This is a genomic window from Nonomuraea cypriaca, from assembly GCF_015645445.1.
Taxonomy (GTDB): Bacteria; Actinomycetota; Actinomycetes; order Streptosporangiales; family Streptosporangiaceae; genus Nonomuraea; species Nonomuraea cypriaca.
Window position 1 is genome coordinate 1 of sequence record NZ_JADOGI010000134.1, and the last position, 19293, is coordinate 19293.

General features: G+C 69.6%; 21 protein-coding genes, 1 tRNA gene and 1 riboswitch. Of the genes, 9 read left to right on the top strand and 13 right to left on the bottom strand.

Features of this window, described 5'->3' with window-relative positions; all coding sequences use genetic code 11:
• Positions 1-79 precede the first annotated feature (79 nt).
• A riboswitch (cyclic di-AMP (ydaO/yuaA leader) is annotated at positions 80-220 on the bottom strand.
• Between the two features lie 135 nt (positions 221-355).
• Positions 356-1402: a 3-isopropylmalate dehydrogenase gene (locus ITP53_RS34670; protein ID WP_195899682.1), complete on the top strand. Its 1047-nt coding sequence runs from the start codon at positions 356-358 to the stop codon at positions 1400-1402.
• Between the two features lie 205 nt (positions 1403-1607).
• Positions 1608-2705, top strand: a complete 1098-nt coding sequence (locus ITP53_RS34675; RefSeq protein ID WP_195899683.1) for a branched-chain amino acid aminotransferase — start codon at positions 1608-1610, stop codon at positions 2703-2705.
• A gap of 65 nt (positions 2706-2770) precedes the next feature.
• Here the strand turns inward: ITP53_RS34675 and ITP53_RS34680 are convergent, their stop codons facing one another.
• From ITP53_RS34680 to ITP53_RS34690, 3 genes are all read right to left on the bottom strand, one after another.
• Positions 2771-3319 (bottom strand): Uma2 family endonuclease, encoded by a 549-nt coding sequence (locus tag ITP53_RS34680; protein ID WP_195899684.1) that lies wholly within the window; start codon positions 3317-3319, stop codon positions 2771-2773.
• A gap of 99 nt (positions 3320-3418) precedes the next feature.
• Positions 3419-4402, bottom strand: coding sequence for an aldo/keto reductase (locus ITP53_RS34685; RefSeq protein ID WP_195899685.1), 984 nt, complete (start codon positions 4400-4402; stop codon positions 3419-3421).
• A 78-nt stretch (positions 4403-4480) separates the two neighbouring features.
• The gene (locus tag ITP53_RS34690; protein WP_195899686.1) at positions 4481-5125 is read right to left on the bottom strand and encodes an O-methyltransferase; all 645 of its coding nucleotides are present in this window, start codon (positions 5123-5125) and stop codon (positions 4481-4483) included.
• A gap of 60 nt (positions 5126-5185) precedes the next feature.
• On the opposite strand from ITP53_RS34690, the gene ITP53_RS34695 reads away from it, so the two are divergent.
• Positions 5186-5830, top strand: a complete 645-nt coding sequence (locus ITP53_RS34695; RefSeq protein WP_195899687.1) for a DsbA family protein — start codon at positions 5186-5188, stop codon at positions 5828-5830.
• A gap of 213 nt (positions 5831-6043) precedes the next feature.
• Positions 6044-7618, top strand: a complete 1575-nt coding sequence (gene cimA, locus ITP53_RS34700) for a citramalate synthase (RefSeq protein ID WP_195899688.1) — start codon at positions 6044-6046, stop codon at positions 7616-7618.
• A gap of 96 nt (positions 7619-7714) precedes the next feature.
• Here the strand turns inward: cimA and ITP53_RS34705 are convergent, their stop codons facing one another.
• Positions 7715-9343 carry a heparinase II/III domain-containing protein gene (locus tag ITP53_RS34705; protein WP_328816718.1) on the bottom strand — a complete coding sequence of 543 codons (1629 nt, stop codon included), beginning with the start codon at positions 9341-9343 and terminating at the stop codon, positions 7715-7717.
• A gap of 152 nt (positions 9344-9495) precedes the next feature.
• Here ITP53_RS34705 and ITP53_RS34710 point away from each other — a divergent pair, with 152 nt between their 5' ends.
• Both ITP53_RS34710 and ITP53_RS58165 read left to right on the top strand, forming a co-directional pair.
• Positions 9496-10092, top strand: coding sequence for an HD domain-containing protein (locus tag ITP53_RS34710; protein ID WP_328816720.1), 597 nt, complete (start codon positions 9496-9498; stop codon positions 10090-10092).
• A gap of 77 nt (positions 10093-10169) precedes the next feature.
• Positions 10170-10340, top strand: a complete 171-nt coding sequence (locus tag ITP53_RS58165; RefSeq protein WP_195899689.1) for an SDR family NAD(P)-dependent oxidoreductase — start codon at positions 10170-10172, stop codon at positions 10338-10340.
• A gap of 186 nt (positions 10341-10526) precedes the next feature.
• Here the strand turns inward: ITP53_RS58165 and ITP53_RS34720 are convergent, their stop codons facing one another.
• From ITP53_RS34720 to ITP53_RS34750, 7 genes are read right to left on the bottom strand one after another with little or no spacing between them, the layout of a single operon-like run.
• Complete coding sequence (locus tag ITP53_RS34720) at positions 10527-10865, bottom strand: antibiotic biosynthesis monooxygenase family protein (protein ID WP_195899690.1); 339 nt, start codon at positions 10863-10865, stop codon at positions 10527-10529.
• Positions 10866-10881: 16 nt separating this feature from the next.
• Complete coding sequence (locus ITP53_RS34725) at positions 10882-11469, bottom strand: hypothetical protein (protein WP_195899691.1); 588 nt, start codon at positions 11467-11469, stop codon at positions 10882-10884.
• The gene (locus ITP53_RS34730) at positions 11466-12101 is read right to left on the bottom strand and encodes a DUF6286 domain-containing protein (protein WP_195899692.1); all 636 of its coding nucleotides are present in this window, start codon (positions 12099-12101) and stop codon (positions 11466-11468) included. The genes ITP53_RS34725 and ITP53_RS34730 overlap by 4 nt, the downstream gene beginning before the upstream one ends.
• A complete protein-coding gene (locus tag ITP53_RS34735; protein WP_195899693.1) occupies positions 12098-12655 on the bottom strand; it encodes an Asp23/Gls24 family envelope stress response protein in 558 nt (185 codons plus the stop codon). Before ITP53_RS34735 ends, ITP53_RS34730 begins: the two co-directional genes overlap by 4 nt.
• A complete protein-coding gene (locus tag ITP53_RS34740; protein ID WP_195899694.1) occupies positions 12652-12840 on the bottom strand; it encodes a hypothetical protein in 189 nt (62 codons plus the stop codon). Before ITP53_RS34740 ends, ITP53_RS34735 begins: the two co-directional genes overlap by 4 nt.
• Positions 12837-13172 carry an Asp23/Gls24 family envelope stress response protein gene (locus ITP53_RS34745; protein ID WP_195899695.1) on the bottom strand — a complete coding sequence of 112 codons (336 nt, stop codon included), beginning with the start codon at positions 13170-13172 and terminating at the stop codon, positions 12837-12839. Before ITP53_RS34745 ends, ITP53_RS34740 begins: the two co-directional genes overlap by 4 nt.
• The gene (locus tag ITP53_RS34750; RefSeq protein ID WP_195899712.1) at positions 13169-13663 is read right to left on the bottom strand and encodes an Asp23/Gls24 family envelope stress response protein; all 495 of its coding nucleotides are present in this window, start codon (positions 13661-13663) and stop codon (positions 13169-13171) included. The genes ITP53_RS34745 and ITP53_RS34750 overlap by 4 nt, the downstream gene beginning before the upstream one ends.
• 182 nt (positions 13664-13845) lie before the next feature.
• Between ITP53_RS34750 and ITP53_RS34755 the strand changes: the two genes are divergently transcribed.
• Both ITP53_RS34755 and gltX read left to right on the top strand, forming a co-directional pair.
• Positions 13846-14622 carry a fumarylacetoacetate hydrolase family protein gene (locus ITP53_RS34755; RefSeq protein ID WP_195899696.1) on the top strand — a complete coding sequence of 259 codons (777 nt, stop codon included), beginning with the start codon at positions 13846-13848 and terminating at the stop codon, positions 14620-14622.
• Positions 14623-14656: 34 nt separating this feature from the next.
• Positions 14657-15988 (top strand): glutamate--tRNA ligase, encoded by a 1332-nt coding sequence (gene gltX, locus ITP53_RS34760; protein ID WP_207756819.1) that lies wholly within the window; start codon positions 14657-14659, stop codon positions 15986-15988.
• A 108-nt stretch (positions 15989-16096) separates the two neighbouring features.
• On the opposite strand, the gene ITP53_RS34765 is transcribed toward gltX, so the two are convergent.
• A complete protein-coding gene (locus tag ITP53_RS34765; RefSeq protein WP_195899698.1) occupies positions 16097-18067 on the bottom strand; it encodes a M3 family metallopeptidase in 1971 nt (656 codons plus the stop codon).
• Between the two features lie 163 nt (positions 18068-18230).
• Between ITP53_RS34765 and ITP53_RS34770 the strand changes: the two genes are divergently transcribed.
• Positions 18231-18302, top strand: a tRNA-Gln gene (locus ITP53_RS34770).
• A gap of 34 nt (positions 18303-18336) precedes the next feature.
• Here the strand turns inward: ITP53_RS34770 and ITP53_RS34775 are convergent.
• Positions 18337-19263 (bottom strand): alpha/beta hydrolase, encoded by a 927-nt coding sequence (locus ITP53_RS34775; RefSeq protein WP_236051490.1) that lies wholly within the window; start codon positions 19261-19263, stop codon positions 18337-18339.
• Between the last annotated feature and the right edge of the window lie 30 nt (positions 19264-19293).

The following is a 19293-nucleotide window of genomic DNA, read 5'->3' on the forward strand; positions in this document are numbered from 1 at the left end:
GCGGGGTGGCATGGGCGGGGGCGGCCAGGGTGAGCCCGGCGATGCCCGCCGCCAGCACAACGGCGATGCGAGACAGGGGACTGTCCTTCCACGTGGCCTGCCGGGTTAGCTGACGGGCTCGGGCCTGGAAGCAGCCCTACGGCGGAGTGCCGATTCGCCCCAGGGGAAAGTGGGTCCCCGGCTCCACGCAGCGGTTGCGTGGATTAGGCCCGACGGACTCTAACGAAACAGTCAAAAGGTCGCAAATGCCTCAAACCGGACGCCTGTACGGGCGGCCTGCGCGGTGGCCCGCGGAACGATCCGCAGAATGAGATGATGTGTTCGTCAGTCGAGACGAGCCGGTAAGGTACCGCCCATGGAGTCGCGTAACATCCGCCTGGCCGTCATCCCTGGGGATGGCATCGGCACCGAGGTCGTCGCCGAAGGACTCAAGATCCTGGAGGCGGTCGGCACGAAGATCGAGCCCACCCACTACGACCTGGGCGCCGCCCGATATCACCGTACCGGCGAGACGTTGCCCGACGCGGTGCTCGAAGAGCTGCGCGGCTACGACGCGATCCTGCTCGGCGCCGTGGGCGACCCCAGCGTGCCGCCCGGCGTCCTGGAGCGTGACCTGCTCCTGCGACTCCGGTTCGAGTTCGACCACTACGTCAACCTGCGGCCGGTCAAGCTGTTCCCCGGGGTCGAGACCGCGCTGGCCGACACGCCCGCCGAGGACATCGACATGATCGTCGTCCGCGAGGGCACCGAGGGCCTCTACGCGGGCACCGGCGGCGTCATGCGGCGCGGCACGCCCCACGAGATCGCCACCCAGGAGTCGCTCAACACCGCCCACGGTGTCGAGCGCGTGGTGCGGTTCGCGTTCGAGAAGGCCAAGTCGCGTCCGCGCAAGAAGCTGACCCTCGTCCACAAGACCAACGTCCTGACCTACGCCGGCGACCTCTGGCAGCGCACGGTCAACCGGGTGGCGGAGGAATACCCCGAGGTCACGACCGACTACAGCCACATCGACGCGGCCTCGATGTTCTTCGTGAGCCAGCCGGAGCGGTTCGACGTGGTGGTCACCGACAACCTGTTCGGCGACATCATCACCGACCTCGGCGCCGCCATCGCCGGCGGCATCGGCCTGGCGGCCAGCGGCAACATCAACCCGGAGCGCACGGCGCCCAGCATGTTCGAGCCGGTGCACGGCAGCGCGCCCGACATCGCCGGGCAGGGCAAGGCCGACCCGACCGCGACCATCCTGTCGGTCGCCATGCTCCTCGACCACCTGGGCCTGCCCGCCGAGGCGGCCAGGGTCGAGCAGGCCGTGGCCGACGACATCGTGGAGCGGCTGGCCGGCTGGGCGGGCCGCACGACGCACGAGATCGGCGACGACATCACCGCGCGAGTATCCGGCTAGGACCGCCTAGCCCCAAAAGCGCCCGGCGGTCCGAGGGGGACTGGCGGGCGCTTTTTCGTGCCCGAACCACCTCAACAACCGCTTGTCATCCCATATAGCGAGACAATAGGAAGTACGAGCTGCCCCGAGCAGTGCCCGGCCTCCGGCGGCGCAACGCCGCGGATCCGGTAGATTTCGCACATTCGCAGAGAGAAGGACCGTCGTCATGACCATCGCTCAAAAGCTCAGCTTCGACGTGCAGCTATCCGACCACGCTCGCACCGCGGCCGAGCGGGAGCAGGTACTGGCGAACCCGGGTTTCGGGCAGACCTTCACCGACCACATGATCTCGGCCGACTACACCGAGGGCCAGGGCTGGCACGACGCCAGGCTCATGCCGTACGGACCGCTCTCGCTCGACCCGGCCACCTCGGTCTTCCACTACGCGCAGGAGCTGTTCGAGGGGCTCAAGGCGTATCGCCAGATCGGCGGCTCCATCGTGGTGTTCCGCCCGTACGCCAACGCGGCCCGCTTCAACCGCTCGGCCGCCCGGATGGCCATGCCGGAGCTCCCCGAGGACGCGTTCGTGGAGTCGCTCGAACTCCTCGTCCAGACCGACAGGGAGTGGGTGCCGACGACCGAGGGGCACAGCCTCTACCTGCGGCCCTTCATGATCGCCACCCAGGCGGGGCTCGGGGTCAACTACCCGTCGAAGTCGTACAAGTACATGGTCATCGCCTCTCCCGCGGCGTCGTACTTCACGGGTGGGATCAAGCCCGTCTCCGTCTGGCTCTCGACCGAGTACACGCGGGCCGCCCCCGGCGGCACCGGCTTCGCCAAGTGCGGCGGCAACTACGCGGCGGCGTTCGTCGCGCAGCGGCAGGCGGTGGCCAACGACTGTGACCAGGTGGTGTGGCTGGACGCCCACGAGCACAGGTACGTCGAGGAGATGGGCGGCATGAACCTGTTCTTCGTCTTCGGCGACAAGCTCGTGACCCCCGCGCTGACCGGCACCCTGCTGCCCGGCATCACCAGGGACTCGATCCTGGAGCTGGCCGGCGACCTCGGCCTGGAGACGGAAGAGCGCCTCATCTCGGTCGACGAGTGGCAGGCAGGGTGCGAGTCGGGTGAGCTGACGGAGGTGTTCGCCTGCGGCACGGCCGCCGTGGTGACGCCCGTGGGCTCGGTCAAGGGCGCCGACCGCGCCTGGACCATCGCCGACGGCGGCCCGGGCCCGGTCACGATGCGCCTGCGCGAAGAGCTGGTCGGCATCCAGTACGGCGCCCGCCCCGACACTCACAACTGGATCCACAAGATCGTCTAGCGGGGCCCCTCAGGGATCGTCTGTGGCTGGGCGGCCTCGGGGCGCGACCGGCCCCGAGGCTCCTCTCACACGGCACTCAGGAGGTTCGCCGTGTCGATGGACATCCCCCACGGCTCGGGCAATGCCAGCGGCTCGCCCTCGGCGACGTCCGTCTGCTTGGCGTATCCGCCGCCGCCTGGCTCGCTGTAAAGGCGTACCCGGTGCTGGAAGGGGTCGATCACCAGGTAGAGCGGCACCCCGCCTGGCGCGTAACCGCAGGGTTTGACGAAATAGTCGTCGTAGGTGCTGCCGACGGTGACGACGTCCACCACCAGCAGCGTCGAATCCCCGTGCACGGCGTACTCCTCCCACATCCGCGGCGAACGCGGCACCACGGCGAGGTCGGGAACGTAGCGGTCGGCGTACTGGCCCAGGTAGACGGTGATGTTGGGCCAGATCTCCCAGCCCCGCCCGGCGACCGGGCCGGCGATCTGGAACAACAGCTGGGAGAGGATCGTGTTGTGCTGCCAGGAGCCGGTCTCGTTGACCACGATCCGGCCCTGGGTGGTCTCGACGCGATAATCGGGCAGCAGATCGCGGACCGTGCGGAAACGCTCTTCGAGCGGTCTGACCATCTCACCTTCCTCGGGGTAGTCACAGGGTGACAAAGCGTATTACCCGGAGGTCGTAGGAGATGGCGGTTTCATGACCCCCACGTGACGATCTCGTGGGTTCTACCGGTCGATGTTGGCCATGTACGCCTCGTTGCCCTTCTCGCCGGCCGCCGCGCCAGGCGGCACGAGCTCTTCGATCCGCAGCAGGAGCTCCTTGTCCAGCGTCACGTCGGCGGCCGCGGCGTTGGCGAGCACGTTCTCGGCGCGCCGCGTCCCCGGGATCGGCACGGTGCCCTGGTGGATGAGCCAGGCCAGCGCGAGCTGGGCCACGGACAGATCGTTCTCCGCGGCCAGTTCCGCCACGGAGTCGGCCAGGGCCACGTTCTGGTCGATGTTGCCCTCCTGGAAGCGCGGGTTGCCCCGGCGCCAGTCGCCGCTCTCCAGCTCGCCCCGCCCGCGAATCGTGCCGCCGAGCAGGCCGCGGCCCAGCGGGCTGTAGGCGACGAACCCGACGCCCAGCTCCTCGCACGCCGGGAGGACCTCCCGCTCCGGCGCCCGGCTGAACAGCGAGTACTCGATCTGCACGGCCGTGACCTGGTGGACGGCGCAGGCCCGCCTGAGCGTGGCCGCCGACACCTCAGACAGGCCGGCGTAACGCACCTTCCCGGCCGTGACCAGCTCGGAGAGCGCGCCCATGGTGTCCTCGACGGGCGTCGTGGGGTCGAGCCTGTGCAGGTAGTAGAGGTCCACGTGGTCGGTACGCAGGCGGTCCAGGCTGGCGTCGATCGCTTCGCGTACGTACTCGGGCCTGCCGAGCCCGGGCACCAGCAGGCCCCGCCCGTCCTGGTTTCCGCCGAACTTGGTGGCCAGCACATACTCGTCGCGCCGCCCGCGCAACACCCGGCCGATCAGGCTCTCGCTCTGTCCCGCGCCGTAGATGTCGGCGGTGTCGATGAACGTGATGCCCGCGTCGAGCGCCGTCAGCAGGGTCTCGGCCGCCTGCCGCTCGCTCACGTCGCCGTAGGTGCCCGGCGCCAGCGTCATCGCGCCGAATCCCAGCGCCGAGACCGTCGGACCCTCACTGCCAAGGCTGCGGTACCGCATGATCTCCCCCCTCGGTTCGTGCCTTCAGGGTCGAGACTGCCCGCCGCGCGAGCGGTCATGCCGGCGCCCGGAGGTGGGTCAGTTCTTCCTGATCAGGGTCATGCCGTCGGCGATCGGCAGCATGAGCACGGTCACCCGGGGATCCTCGATCACCAGGTCGTTGAACTCGCGGATCTCGACGGTCGTCTGCTCCTCGTGCGCCGGATCCGCCACCCACCCCCTCCTCAGCGTGTTGTCCGCGACGATCAGCCCGCCGGGGCGCAGGCGGGCCATGAGCAGCTCGTAGTAGCCGGGGTAGTTGCCCTTGTCGGCGTCCAGGAAGGCCAGGTCGATGGTCTGGTCGAAGGCGGCCAGCGTCTCCAGGGCCGGCCCCACCGTGAGCGTCACCTGGTGTGACACGCCGGCCTCGTGCCAGTAGCGGCGCGCGACGGACGTCCACTCCTCGCTCACGTCGAAGCAGTGCAGCCGGCCGCCGGACAGCCCGCGGGCGATGCAGACCGAGGAGTAGCCGGTGAACGTCCCGACCTCCACGGCCACGGCCGGCGCCACGAGTTGGGTGATCATGGTGAGGAAGACGCCCTGGTCGGGTGAGATCTGCAGGGTCGCGTACTCGCCCAGGGACTGGGCGGTCTCCTCGGCCAGCTTCGCCAGCAGAGGGTCGGGTGGGGTCGAGTGGGTCATGACGTACTGCGCCACTGCGGCGTCGAGGAGGTAGGCCTTCATGCGGCCATTGTCCCGGTATCCGATAGTGTCTGCGCGATCAATTGAGGCGAGGGTGGGCGAATGACGAAGCGGTTGGTGGCGGTCGGGGTCGCGTGCGTGGCGATCGCGCTGCTCGGGGTGCTGGCGTTCTCGAATCCGGGTACGTCGTCCGAGGGAGTGCGGCTGTCCCGGCAGATCGACGGCACCATGGTGCTGGCCGACCGGTCGAGCGAGGCGCCCGTGCTCGACGTCTTCGAGGACTTCGACTGCCCTGTCTGCAAGGACATGCACGACAAGGTCGACGACACGATCCAGCGGTTGGCCAGGGAGGGCAGGGTCAAGGTCGTCTTCCACCCCGTGACGATCTTCCGGGACGAGCCGATGCGCTCCAACTCGATCCGCGCCGCCGCGGCCGCCCGATGCGTCCCCGAGGCCAACTGGCTGGCCTTCAGGGACGAGCTGTACGCCATCCAGCCCGCGCCGCACGGCGTGGCCACCGGGTTCACCGTCGAGGAGCTGGTCAAGGCGGCCAGGAAGGCGGGGGCGGCCGTGGACGAGTGCGTGACGTCGCAGTCGTACGCGGAGGCGCATCTGGCGGAGAGCGCCAAGGTGGCGCTCGAGGGCACCCCGACCGTGCTGCTCGACGGGCAGATGCTGGGCAACGAGGTGTTCGACCCCGCCGCGCTCGAACAGATCATCACCGGTGGCGTCGGCGTCGAGGTGTGAACGGCGCCGTATCCCACGAGGTGAGACCCATGTGCCGACTGGTGGATGCGTATGGCAGACTGGGCGGCATCATGTTCTACGGTCTGCTCATTATCCGCAGGCGCGCCGGCTGACACAGGGACACCGCCGGCGCGCAGACCTCTCACGTCCGTGAGGGGTCTTTTTGTTTTCTCACGAGCGACCTACCACGACCTCCAGAGAGAAGAGAGGCTCATGGCCGACGACCGCTTCCACGTCTATGACACGACGCTGCGTGACGGCGCACAGCAGGAAGGGCTCAACCTGACCGTCGCCGACAAGCTCGCCGTGGCACGCCACCTGGACGGCCTGGGCGTCGGCTTCATCGAGGGGGGCTGGCCTGGCGCCAATCCCAAGGACACGGAGTTCTTCAGACAGGCTCGGACCGAGCTCGATCTGAAACACGCGCAACTAGCCGCGTTCGGCGCGACCCGCCGAGCCGGTGTGCGGGCTGCCGACGACCCATTGGTGGCCGCTCTGCGCGAATCCGGCGTGCCGGTCGTGACCCTTGTCGCCAAGAGTCACGACCGGCACGTGGAGCTGGCCCTCCGCACGACGCTTCAGGAGAACCTCGCGATGATCCGCGACACGGTCTCCCACCTCCGTGCGGAGGGGCAGCGAGTCTTCCTCGACGCCGAGCACTTCTTCGACGGCTACAAATCCAATCCAGCCTACGCGCTGGAGGTGATCAAGACCGCCGCCGAAGCCGGGGCCGACGTCATCGCCCTGTGCGACACGAACGGCGGCATGCTCCCCGAGGAGCTGGCCGAGATCGTCCTCGACGCCGCCGGCACCAGCGCCCGGGTGGGCATCCACTGCCACGACGACACCGGCTGCGCCGTCGCCAACACGCTGGCCGCCGTCAAGGCGGGCGCCACCCACGTACAGGGCTGCGCCAACGGCTACGGCGAGCGCTCGGGCAACGCCAACCTCTTCACCGTCGTCGCCAACCTCCAGCTCAAGCGGGGCTTCGACCTCGTGCCGCCGGACGCGCTCGCCGACATGACCCGCGTCGCCCACGCGATCACCGAGGTCACCAACGTCACCCCCAACTCCCACGCCCCCTACGTCGGCACCTCGGCCTTCGCCCACAAGGCCGGCCTGCACGCCAGCGCCATCAAGGTCGATCCCAACCTCTACCAGCACATCGACCCGGCAGCCGTCGGCAACGACATGCGCATGCTCGTCTCCGACATGGCCGGCCGGGCGTCGGTCGAGCTCAAGGGCCGCGAGCTCGGCTACGAGCTCACCCCCGAGCACACCAGGACGCTGGTGGACCGGGTCAAGGACCTGGAGTCCAAGGGCTTCACCTTCGAGGCCGCCGACGCCTCGTTCGAGCTGCTGCTTCGCGACACCGTTCAGGGGGAGCGCAAGCGTCACTTCGAGGTGGAGTCCTGGCGGGTCATCGTCGAGCGCACCAAGGGCGGCGACCTGGTCAGCGAGGCCACCGTCAAGCTGCACGCCAAGGGCGAGCGCATCGTGGCCACCGGCGAGGGCAACGGCCCGGTCAACGCGCTGGACAAGGCGGTGCGGCAGGGGCTGGAGCAGCTCTACCCGGAGCTGGCACGACTGGAGCTGGTCGACTACAAGGTCCGCATCCTGGAGGGCACCCACGGCACCGACGCCGTCACGCGGGTCCTCATCACCTCCAGCGACGACCTGGCGGAATGGGCCACGGTCGGCGTGGCCGAGAACATCATCGACGCCTCCTGGCAGGCGCTGGAGCAGGCCGTGACGTACGGCCTCCTCCGCGCCGGCCGGGAGTGCTAGGCATGCCGGAACGCTAGGCAACCTGCGCGCCGGCCGGGAGTGCTGGGTACCGCCGGGCAAAGCCTCGAAGGGGGGCTCGTACCCCCCCTTCGACGATCAGAAGAGGTCGGCGGGGAAGGAGACGCCCTCCACGGTGACCTTGCCGCCCGAGCACGACACCTTGGGGGAGTCGGTCCCCGGCACGATCACCGTGAGCAGCGACCTGGCCGCGGGCGACACGACGACGGCGGCCTGCTGCTTCGACAGATACGTCGGCGACGCCCACCCGAGCTTCCCGCCGCGCTCCACCTTCTGCCCGCTCACGCGATCGCAGGAGGACAGCTGGACCAGCGTGACCTTGAACTTGCCGTCCGCCAGCACCACCTTCCCGTCGCTCTTGGACTCCACCTTGAGCGACGGGTGGAACCGCCACACGTTCTTGATCTTCTTGCCGCCCGACGCCGTGTCCAGCACCGCCATCAGGTCCTCGCCGTGGTTGACCAGCACCGACCGGGTCCGGCTCACGCCGTACGCCTTGTCGGTCAGCTTGAACGCCTGCCGGTCCTTGTCGTAGTCGGTCTTGACGAGGCTGCTCGACGTACGCGGCCGGAACCTGGCACCCTCCACCGTCGGGACGTTGTGCGCCTCCGGCGACAGCGTCCAGTACCGGTAAGAGCTCTTCTCGTAGGAGTGGAACCCGCCGTCGACCAGGATGTCCCGCCCGTCCGCGTAGTACGTCACGCCCAGGTGGTCCTCATGGCCGTGGAACTTCGTCCCGGGCCCGTACCTGATCGAGTAGTACGCCGACTCCGGCTCGTCCCAGGAGGTCCGCCCGAACACGTAGCCGGCCCGGTAGGTTTTGACCTCCTGCTCGGGCGTGCCGGTCTCCATCTTCGGCTCGGTGTCGGCGCTGCCGTCCCCGATGGGCACCATGTAGCCGTTCGGCATGGTCGAGTGGGCGATGAAGTCCTTCAGCGCCTCCGCCCGCTTGCCGATGTCGCCGGGCACCTTCCTGTCGCACGCCTTCATGTTGGTCATGGCGACCTGGAGGCGGCCGTACACGTAGACGGCGTAGCGGGGCGCCTGCTCCATGAGCGCGCCCTGGGAGTCGACGTCGAGCTTCACCGTGCCGGTCAGCCGTCGGGAGGCCAGGTCCGACCAGTCCTCACGGTTGTAGCGGCAGCCGATGCCCATGAGCGCGATGTCCTGGTCGATGCCGTGGTTGTGACCCTTCTTGTACAGCTTCGGGTTCGACAGCAGCTTGGCGTGGGCGGCCAGGCTGTCCTTCAGCCAGCTCTCGTTGACGTGCCTGCTCAGGCACAGCAGCGGCTGCGTGCGCAGCGAGACCGGGTGGTCCTTCCACACGTACGACTTCGTCCCGCCGGCCCCGTACCTGTTGTTCGCGACCCAGTCCTTGGTGATCTCGGTGGCGCGGTCCAGGTAGCGCTGCTCGCCGGTGTTCTCGTACTCGACGACGAGCGTGCCCATCCACCGCAGCGACTGGAACACGAACTCCCACGACCGGTTCCTGTACGGGCTGGCGTCCCAGTTGATCTTCTTGCCCAGCTTGTACGCGGGCAGCCCCACCAGCGAGATCTCGCCCTTCATGACGTCGGCGGCGGTCGGCGTGCCGGGCAGCCAGTCACCCTGGCACTCCGCGGTACGCGTCACCTTGTCGGCCTGCGCGGGGCTCACCGTTCCGCCGAGTAGGAGCATGAGGGCAAGAGGTAACGCGAGCCGGCGCACGCCAGTTCCTTCCGGGACAAAAGATGAGGGCGGGACATGCTTTCGGAATCACGATCAAGTGGTCAAGCCGGATGCCCGATTCGTTAGCCGTCCGATGCGTCTCCGGCACCCCGGCCCGCGACCCCCGCCCCTGGCACGACATGCTGGTACACGTGAGATTCGACGACCTTGTGATCCCGGACACGCCCGCCTGCCGCGGCGCGCTCGAGGTGGCCACCGGCTACCACTCGCCCTCGCTGCTCAACCACTCGATCCGCGCCTACCTGTGGGCGGCCGCGTACGCGCAGGACAACCGCATCGCGTTCGACGCCGAGCTGCTCTACGTGGCGGCCATGCTGCACGACATCGGGCTGGCCGCCGAGTTCGACAGCCACACGGTGCCGTACGAGGAGGCCGGCGGCCACGTGGCCTGGGTGTTCGGCGCGGGGGCCGGCTGGTCGCCCGAGCGCAGGACGCGCGTGTCCGAGGTGATCGTCAGGCACATGTGGGACGAGGTGCCGGTGGCGGAGGACCCCGAGGGTCACCTGCTGGAGCTCTCGACCGGCATGGACATCTCCGGCCGCCAGACCGGCGACCTCCCGGCGGAGGTGCGGCGAGAGGTCCTGGAGCGCTACCCGAGGCTGGAGATCGCCAAGGAGTTCAGCGGGTGCATCTCCGACCAGGGCACGCGCAAGCCGTCGAGCTTCGCCGGCCGGTTCGTACGCGGCGGCATCGTCGACCGCATCGCCGCCAACCCGCTGGACGCGTAGTCGCCGCCCCGCTTTCGATCGTCCTGACGCCCACCGCCTAACCTGCGGAGACAGGCTTCGGGAAGAGGGGGGCGGACGTGGGCAGCGTGGTCATCGTCGGAGGCACGTCGGGAATCGGCAGGGAACTCGCTGGGCATTACGCGGGGACCGGCCGGCCGGTGGTGATCACCGGCAGGGACCAGGTCCGGGCCGAAGGGGTCGCGGCGGAGCCGGCGGCCGCCGCGGGGACGGCCGCGGCCGCGCGCTGACCAACCGGCTGGCCACGTCGGCCGAGGTGGTCGACGCGTCCGTCTTCCTGCTGGAGAACGGCGCGGTGAACGGGGTCGACCTCCGGGTCGACGGCGGCCTCCGTGGCTGACGACCGCGCCCAGGACTTCGGGGACGCGCTCCCCTGACAGGGCTCAGGCCGGGGATGCGCTCTCCTCTGACCGGGCTCAGGACTTCGGGGATGCGCTCTCCGCGACCTCGAAGCTCCACACCTCGGAGCCCGTCGCCGCCGTCCCCTGCCCATGGCCGTGACCCTGGGCGGCCTGCGCGGCCTGGGCGTGCCCGCGACGGAACGCCTCGCCCTGCTGCCACGCCTGGAAGTCCTCCTCGCTGCGCCAGCGCGTGTATACGAGGTAGCGATCCGTGCCCTCCACCGGCCTGAGCAGCTCGAACCACTCGAACCCGTCGGCTGACTCCACCATCCCGGCCCGCTTGGCGAAACGCCGTTCGAGCTCGTCCCGCATCTCGGCGGGAACGGACAGCACGTTGATCTTCACAACGGACAACTTCAGGCCCCTCTCGTCAGCGCACCACGCGGTGCGGCGCTGGTGAGGGCTCCAGGCTAACGCGGGCCACCGCCGGCACGTGATCCCGGTCCAGGGCGTCGCGTACGTGCGGCAGCGCCACCGTGGACAAGTGCCTGCCCAGCTCGGACATCGGGACCGACTCGTCGGCCACCAGGTTCAGCCGTACCTCGGGGTGGTCCCCGGGCCCCGCCAGGTTCGCGGCGGCGCTCAGCACCGCCGGGCTCGTCTCGACGTCGGCGGCGACCGCGTCCGCCATGCCGCCCGCGGCCACCTCGGTGACGCCCCGCGGGCCGTCCTCGACGCGCAGCGTGCGGTGCGTCTCCCTGCGTCCCTGCACGAACAACCAGCGCAGGGCCAGCAGCGCGACGACGATCGACGCCAGCGCCACGAGCCACCAGATCCACGGGCTCGTACGCGTGAAGAACGCCACCACGTTCCCGTCCACGATCGGCGTGTCCGACGCGGCCCAGTTCCGCGGGAACGCGCCGAGCCCGCGCGCCAGCCCGAGCCCGCCCAGAACGGTCAGCACCAGGCCGGTCAGCGCCAGCCCCCAGCGGTTGCCCCGCCCCGTCTTCCTGTTCACCTGCGCTCCTTGACGTGCACGTCCACCCGGTACGGCTCCACGAGGTCCAGCCCGGCCAGCCTGTCCAGGACGGCGGCGCGTACGTCCTGCTCGCACCGCTCGTCGTCCCACCCCGATGTCTCCGGCCTGACCGAGACGGTGTGGCCGCGCATGGTGACGTGTGAGGAGTGCACGCCCGGCACCTCGTCGGCGGCGTGCGCCAGCGCCCTGGCGACGCTCCTGCGGCGCAGGCCGATGATCAGGTCGGGGTCGCCGCTGCGTACCGGCACCATCCTGGGGCGGCCTGGCACCAGCGCGAGGGCCAGCAGCGCCAGCCCGAGCAGCGTCACGACCGCCGCGCCGAGCAGGAAGAGCGGGTTCGACCAGAGCGTGCCCGAGGCCCAGGCGAGCATCCCGTCGTACGGCAGCCAGCGCAGCGGCCGGCCGGCCAGCGCCGAGATGGTCTCGGCGGCGACGAGCAGGCCGAGGAGCGTGAGCAGCGCGGCGACCACGATGGCCGGAATCCTCCGGTACGGCCGGAAGGCCCGCCTGGCCGCCCGGTCGGCGGACCTGTCATGCGGCGGCGGTCCGACCTCCGCCCGGTGCGCTCCGGACACGCCGGCGAGGACGGGGCGTGTTTCCTGTTCGGTCATGCCGGACCCTCCTCCTCTCCTGTGCCGAGCCCTGTGCCGAGCCCTGTGCCGGGTCCTGTGCCGAGCCCTGTGCCGGGTCCTGTGCCGAGCCCTGTGCCGAGCCCTGTGCCGGGTCCTGTGCCGAGCCCTGTGCCGGGTCCTGTGCCGAGCCCTGTGCCGAGCCCTGTGCCGGGTCCTGTGCCGAGTCCTGTGCCGGGCTCCACGGTGACGTCGAGGCGCGTGACGTTCAGACCGGTCTGCCGGGCGACGCGCCGCATGACGTGCTCCCTGAGCCGCGCCGCCACGGCGCGCAGCGGCGCCGGATAGCCCAGGGTCACGTTCAGGTGGATCTCGGCCTCGTTCCCGCGGATGTCGACGCCCGACGAGCGGGCCCAGGGCAGGCCACGGAGGTGTACTGCACGCACCTCCGGGACTTCCCTGGCGGCACAGGTCGCGAGCTTCATGACCACCTGGCCGGTGACCTCGGTGCGCCCCCGCCGCTCAGGCGCCGGCGGCGGCGGGCGCCGCTGCGCGGGCACCGTCGCGGCGCCCGCTCCCGGGGTCACATCCGTCATTTCCGCCTCAAGGACAGGCCGGACAGGTTCACCTCGCCGGTCTCGGCGATGCGGCCGACCAGGAAGCCGAGCGCGCCCAGCACCAGGACGAGCAGGAACGGGCCGAGGCCGCCGAACGCCCCCACCAGCCCGAGAATGATGCCGACGGCCATGCCGATCAACGGCGTCCACTGGATGTTGTTCATGGTCCCTCCCCGGTGCCGTCGACGACGACGTCGTCGATCCGCACGTTGATCGGCCGGTCTCCGGCCACGTCCGTCACGGCCCGCCGTACCTCGTCGGCGGTCTCCGGGAGCGGGCGCTCCATCGTGGCGACGATGGCGATCTCCACCGCGTGACCGGCCACGGAGACACCAGGCAGTCGCTCGCCCGGCAGGTACGTCGCCACCGTCCCGAAGGGCCCGCCGGAGAGCCCGGCCACCCCCCGGCATCCCCGCGCCCGTTCGGCGATCACCCCCGCGTCGGCGGTGGCCGCCGTCGAGGCGGCGGGGCTCGCGCCCGTTCCCGTGTCCGTCATCTGACCCGGGGCTCCTCGGCCTCTTCCGGCTGCCGCTCCGGTCTCCGCTCCCTGTCCTGCTCGGGCAGGTGAACATCGTCGACCCGAATGTTGACCTCGGTGACCTCGAGCCCGCACATCCGCTCGATCGCACCGATCACGTTCTTCCGCACGGCTCCCGCGAGGTCCGGGATCGCGGTCCCGTACTCCGCGACGAGGTCGAGGTCGACGGCGGCCTGCCGCTCACCCACCTCGACGGACACGCCCTGCGAGACGCTGCCTGGCGCGCCGACCATGCCGCGCATGCTGCTGATCGCCCGGGCCGCGCCCCCGCCCATGGCGTACACGCCCGAGACTTCCCGGGCCGCCAGCCCGGCGATCTTCGCGACGACCCCGTCTTCGATGCTCGTGGTGCCCTTGCCGGTGACCAGTGACGTCGAGGTGCCGGTCTCCTGCGTTCTGGCCCTGGGTACGGTCCCCGTCTGGCCGGCCCCCGCCGGCCGGTTGGACATCGTGTCCGACACGTCCGTCACCCCCCCTGTGAGTCTCCCTAACATGTGCACATAACCCCAGCTACATACCTAATGCACAACAAAACGGACTCTGGGTACATTTATCGACGGTTCCTGACCTGGGCGTGACGCCGGCGGAAAAGGTGGCGGGACCCTCGCGGCGGCGGCGATAGCCTTGTCGGGTGCGTATAGCGAGGTTCTCCACAGGCGAAGGCGTGTCGTTCGGCGTGGTAGAGGGCGGTCCGGGGGAGGAGTTCGTCTCCGGGATCTCCGGCCACCCGTTCGGCCAGGTCCAGTTCACCGGTGAGCGCTTCCCGCTGTCCCAGGCGAAGCTGCTGGCCCCGATGCTGCCCAGCAAGGTGGTCGCCATCGGCAGAAACTACGCCGAGCACGCGGCCGAGCTGGGCAACGAGGTGCCCGAGGAGCCGCTCATCTTCATGAAGCCGTCGACCACGGTGATCGGCCACGGCGAGAGCATCGCCTACCCGACGTCGCTGTCCGACCGCGTCGACTACGAGGGCGAGCTGGCCGTGGTGATCGGCCGCCTGTGCCGCGAGGTGCCGGTCGAGCGGGTCAAGGACGTCATCTTCGGCTACACCTGCGCCAACGACGTCACCGCCCGTGACCTGCAACGCAAGGACGTGCAGTTCACGCGGGCGAAGGGCTTCGACACGTTCTGCCCGCTTGGGCCGTGGATCCAGACCGATCTCGACGCGAGCGACCTCGCCCTGACCACCACGGTCAACGGCGAGATCCGCCAGAGCGGCCGCACCAGCCAGCTCATCCACGGCATCCCCGCGCTGGTGGCCTACGTCAGCGCGATCATGACCCTGATCCCGGGCGACGTCATCCTGACCGGCACCCCGGCGGGCGTCGGCCCGCTGGAGATCGGCGACGAGGTCAGCATCGGCATCGAAGGCATCGGCACACTCACGAACAAGGTGGTCTCCCGTGACTGACGTACGGGTGCGGTTCGCCCCGTCTCCTACCGGCATGTTCCACGTGGGCAGCGCCCGCGCCGCGCTGTTCAACTGGGCGGTCGCCGAGCGGACCGGGGGGCGGTTCATCCTGCGCATCGAAGACACCGATGCCACGAGAAACCGCCCGGAATGGACCGAGGGCATCATCTCGGCGCTCGACTGGATCGGCATCAACGGCACCAACCCGGTGTTCGAGGGCCCCTACTTCCAGTCGGCGTACGAGCCGCAGCACCGCGAGGCCGTGGCCAAGCTGCTGGCCGACGGCAAGGCCTACTACTGCGACTGCACCCGCGAGCAGGTCCAGGAGCGCACCGGCTCCAAGGACAAGGGCTACGACGGCCACTGCCGCGACCGGGGCCTCACCGCGGGCGCGGTCCGCTTCCGCACCCCCGACGAGGGGGTCACGGTGGTCGACGACCTGATCCGCGGCAGGGTGGAGTTCCCCAACATCGCGCAGGAAGACTTCGTGATCGCGCGCACCGACGGCTCGCCCCTCTACGTGCTGGCCAACGCCGTCGACGACATCACGCAGGGCATCACGCACGTCGCCCGCGGCGAGGAGCACCTGCCCAACGCGGCCAGGCAGGAGCATCTGTGGCCCGCGCTGGGCGCGACGCCGCCGGTCTGGGCGCACCTGCCGGTGATCGTCAACGAGCAGCGCAGGAAGCTGTCCAAGCGCCGCGACAAGGTGGCGCTCGAGGACTACCGCGCGGAGGGCTACCTGCCCGAGGCCATGGTCAACTACCTCATGCTGCTCGGCTGGGGCCCCGGCGAGGACCGCGAGATCATGCCGTGGTCGGAGATGGTGCCGCTGTTCAGGCTGGAGGACGTCAACCCGTCCAACGCGTTCTTCGACGAGAAGAAGCTGCGCGCCTTCAACGGCGAGTACATCCGCGCGCTGCCGGTGGAGACGTTCGAGGAGCGCTGCGCGGCCTACCTCGACGCCTCCTGGGATCGCGAGCTGTTCAGCAAGGTCGCCGCGCTGGCCCAGACCCGCATCGCCGTTCTCTCCGAGATCCGGCAGAACATCGACTTCCTGTTCCTCGACGAGCCGGTGTTCGACCAGGTGTCCTGGGACAAGGCGATGAAGAACTCCCCGGTGGAGATCCTCACCGCCTACCTCGAGCGCCTGGAGACGATCAGCTGGGACCCCGAGTCGCTCAAGGAGGCGCTGGAGGTGGTCGGCACGGCCAACGGCCTCAAGCTCGGCAAGGCCCAGGCTCCCGTACGCGTGGCGGTCACCGGCCGGACCGTCGGGCTGCCGCTGTTCGAGTCGATCGAGGTGCTCGGCCGTGAGCGCACCCTGGAGCGCCTCCGCGCCGCCCTGAGCCGCCTGCGCGGCTGATCGAGGCGCCGCCCGCGGACCCACCGCGCACCTTCGCGCGGTGGGCCGCCTTGGCCCAGGCCGCTCAGCCCAGGCCCGCTTGGTCCAAGCCGTTCAGTCCAGGCCCGCTCAGTCCAGGCCGCGGCGGATCAGGAGCGGACGGATGCCGGGTTCGCGCCCGCGGAAGTTCTTGAACGCCGTCAGGGAGTCGACGCTGCCGCCGCGGGAGAGCAACTCGCGGCGGAAGTGGTCGCCGTTCGCCCTGGTCAGGCCGCCGTTCTCGGTGAACCACGCCACGCTTTCCGCGTCGAGCACCTCACTCCAGATGTAGGAGTAGTAGCCGGCGCTGTAACCGCCGGCGAAGATGTGCGCGAAGTAGTTGGTCCGGTAGCGCGGCCTGACCTCCGCCATGGAGATCCCCGCCGCCTCCAGCGCCGCCGCCTCGAACGCCTCGGCGTCGGCCACGTCCTCCCCGTCGGCCAGCTTGTGCCAGGCCCAGTCGAGCAGCGTGGCGGCGAGATATTCGACGGTCTCGAAGCCCTGGTTGAACTTCTCCGCCGCGGTCAGCTTCGCCACCAGCTCGGCCGGCATCGGCTCGCCCGTCTCGTGGTGCTTGGCGTAGTTGGCCAGGATCTCCGGCCAGGTCACCCACATCTCGTTGACCTGCGACGGGTACTCGACGAAGTCACGGGGCACGCTGGTGCCCGACACGCGCGGGTAGCGCACCTGCGAGAACAGTCCGTGCAGGGCGTGCCCGAACTCGTGGAAGGCGGTGTTGACCTCGTCGTACGTCAGCAGCGTCGGCCCGGAGGCGGGCTTGGTGACGTTGAGGTTGTTCATCACCACGGGCAACTGCCCGAACAGGAACGACTGGTCGACCAGGTTGTTCATCCACGCGCCGCCACGCTTGCCCGGCCGCGCGTACGGGTCGAGCAGGAACAACCCCAGCCGGCTCCCGTCCTCGTCGAACACCTCGAACACCGTCATGTCGGGGTGATAGCCGCCGAGGTCGGGCCGCTCGGTGAAGGTGACCCCGTACAGCTCGGTGGCCGCGAAGAACACGCCGTCGCGATAGACCCGGTCGAGCTCGAAGTACGGCCGCACGGCCGCGCCGTCGAAGTCGTAGCGGGCCTGGCGCACCTTCTCCGAGTAGTAGGACCAGTCCCACGGCTCGATGTCGAACCCGGCCTGCGCCGCGAGCGCCTCGGCCTCCTTGCGGGCGTTGCGCACGGCGGGGCCGACGAGCTGGCCCAGCATCTCCTCGACCGCCTCGACGGTCTTGGCCGTCTGGTCGGCGACGGAGTAGGCGGCGTGGCTGGGGAACCCGAGCAGCGCCGCCCGCTCCGCCCGCAGCGCCGTCATCCTGGTCGCCGTCTCGAAGTTGCCCGGCGCCCTGCCGACGCTCAGCACGTACAGTCTGCGGCGCACGTCGCGGTCGGTGAGCTGGGCCAGGCCCGGCTGGGCGGTGAAGTTGAGCAGCGGCAGGACGTACGTGCCGTCGTCGGCGCGCAGCGACTCGATCTTGGCCTCGTCGAGGCCGTCGAGCTCCTTGGGGTCCCGCACCACCAGCGCCGACTCGGTCGACGCCTTCATCAGGCGCTGCGCGAACTCCGTCGACAGCCGCGACAGCTCCTCGTTGAGCTCACGTAGCCGGTCCTGCTGGGCCTCCGACAGGTCAGCCCCGGCCCTGATGAAGTCATCTCTGTACTTCTCCAGCAGCCAGGACTCCTCGGCGTCCTCCGTGGACACCTGCTTGATCCGCGCCCACAGCGCCCGGTTGAGCCGGATCGCGTCGCCGTGCCTGGTCAGCTCGGGAGAGATCTGCTTCTCGATCTCCATGATGCCGTCGGTCGTGTTGGACGACGCGACGCTGAAGAAGACGGTGGCCGTGCGGTCGAGTGTCCGCCCCGACCGCTCCAGCGCGGCGATCGTGTTGTCGAAGGTCGGCGGCTCTGTGCTGCCCGCGATCGCGTCGACCTCGGCGAGCTGCTCGGCCATCCCGTGCCGGAACGCGGGCAGGAAGTGCTCCTCCCGGATGTCGGCGAACGGCGGCAGCTCGTAGGGCAGGTTGCTTGGGGCGAAGAACGGATTCTCGGCCAACGCTGGGGCTCCTCCACGTGGTGTTTTGTCCCCATCAGCTTGGCACGCCGGAGCCCGTGCTGTGAGCGGCGGAGCAGCGGTTCGAGAATCGTTTTGGTCTTAGCCCCCGAGCTGGGCTATTCTTTCGGACGTCGCCCAGCGCAGCCCAAGGGTTCGCAGGCGGTGGGGTATGGTGTAATTGGCAGCACGACTGATTCTGGTTCAGTTAGTCTAGGTTCGAGTCCTGGTACCCCAGCACTGGATGGACGTCCCGAGCGGGACGTCCTTTTTCATTTCGCCAGCCGGTCGAGAATATCCGTGATCTGCCGATAGGTCTTGGGCGTCGCCCCGTGCGACGTGGCCACGCTGTAGACCTTGAACTTGTTGCCAGGCGTCATCGCGTCGGCCTCCCTGATCATGCGGTCCTGGAGCGCGAGCGGGATCATCCGGTCCTGCGTGTGCCGGATGTAGACGCGCGGCACCCGCCCCCACGCCTCCTTGCGTCCACGGGCGTCGGCACTCGCCACCTGCAGACTTTCGTCGGGCAGAAGCGTGTTCAGCATGGCGAGAAACTCTCCCTCGGTCCCGTCCGCCATGAACACCGCCTTCGCCTTGTCCAGGAACTTCCTGTCGGCGGTCCGCCAGTTGAACCGGATCGCGTTGATCACCCGCGGGTCGCCGACGATGCCCTCCAGCAGCGCCGGTGCCAGGCTCTGCTTGCCTTCCGGCGTCTCCTGGTACTCCGCCGGCGAGCGCAGCTTGCTGCAGCAGAACGCGCTGTCGTACACGAGCCGGTCGACCAGGTCAGGCACCGCGTCGGCGGCCTTCGTGATCGCCGCCCCGCCCATGCTGAAGCCCACGAGGATCACCGGGCCGTAGCCGGAGACCTTGCGCACGACGTCCACCGTGGCCTCGACATAGTCGTCCAGGGTCACCTCCGCCACCGGAGACGGCATCGCGGCCAGCTTGGCCAGGTCCTGCGGCGCCTGGTAGGCCATGGTGTACTGCTCCTCGGGGCCGTGCCCGGGCAGGTTCACGCCCACGACCCGGTGGCCGCGCATGGTCAGCTCGGGGTCGCCCGTGGCCACGCCGTTCGAGCCGGTCACGAAGACGTACGTGGTCACCTCCTTGCGCTTGCCGGTGAACGACGTGGTGGCGGCGCCCGCACCCGCGGCGGCGGCGAGCTGGAACATGCTTCTACGCGTCGGATTGCTCATGAGCCCATGTTCGCCAGGCCGACGCCGGTC

Excerpts from the sequence above, each read along its gene's own strand:
- ITP53_RS34735 (WP_195899693.1), bottom strand. The coding sequence starts at position 12,655 with ATGACGGATGTGACCCCGGGAGCGGGCGCCGCGACGGTGCCCGCGCAG.
- ITP53_RS34685 (WP_195899685.1), bottom strand. The coding sequence starts at position 4,402 with ATGCGGTACCGCAGCCTTGGCAGTGAGGGTCCGACGGTCTCGGCGCTG.
- ITP53_RS34680 (WP_195899684.1), bottom strand. The coding sequence starts at position 3,319 with ATGGTCAGACCGCTCGAAGAGCGTTTCCGCACGGTCCGCGATCTGCTG.
- ITP53_RS34675 (WP_195899683.1), top strand. The coding sequence starts at position 1,608 with ATGACCATCGCTCAAAAGCTCAGCTTCGACGTGCAGCTATCCGACCAC.
- ITP53_RS34690 (WP_195899686.1), bottom strand. The coding sequence starts at position 5,125 with ATGAAGGCCTACCTCCTCGACGCCGCAGTGGCGCAGTACGTCATGACC.
- gltX (WP_207756819.1), top strand. The coding sequence starts at position 14,657 with ATGTTCCACGTGGGCAGCGCCCGCGCCGCGCTGTTCAACTGGGCGGTC.
- cimA (WP_195899688.1), top strand. The coding sequence starts at position 6,044 with ATGGCCGACGACCGCTTCCACGTCTATGACACGACGCTGCGTGACGGC.
- ITP53_RS34740 (WP_195899694.1), bottom strand. The coding sequence starts at position 12,840 with ATGAACAACATCCAGTGGACGCCGTTGATCGGCATGGCCGTCGGCATC.
- ITP53_RS34775 (WP_236051490.1), bottom strand. The coding sequence starts at position 19,263 with ATGAGCAATCCGACGCGTAGAAGCATGTTCCAGCTCGCCGCCGCCGCG.
- ITP53_RS34695 (WP_195899687.1), top strand. The coding sequence starts at position 5,186 with ATGACGAAGCGGTTGGTGGCGGTCGGGGTCGCGTGCGTGGCGATCGCG.
- ITP53_RS34670 (WP_195899682.1), top strand. The coding sequence starts at position 356 with ATGGAGTCGCGTAACATCCGCCTGGCCGTCATCCCTGGGGATGGCATC.
- ITP53_RS34730 (WP_195899692.1), bottom strand. The coding sequence starts at position 12,101 with ATGACCGAACAGGAAACACGCCCCGTCCTCGCCGGCGTGTCCGGAGCG.
- ITP53_RS34745 (WP_195899695.1), bottom strand. The coding sequence starts at position 13,172 with ATGACGGACACGGGAACGGGCGCGAGCCCCGCCGCCTCGACGGCGGCC.
- ITP53_RS34750 (WP_195899712.1), bottom strand. The coding sequence starts at position 13,663 with ATGTCCAACCGGCCGGCGGGGGCCGGCCAGACGGGGACCGTACCCAGG.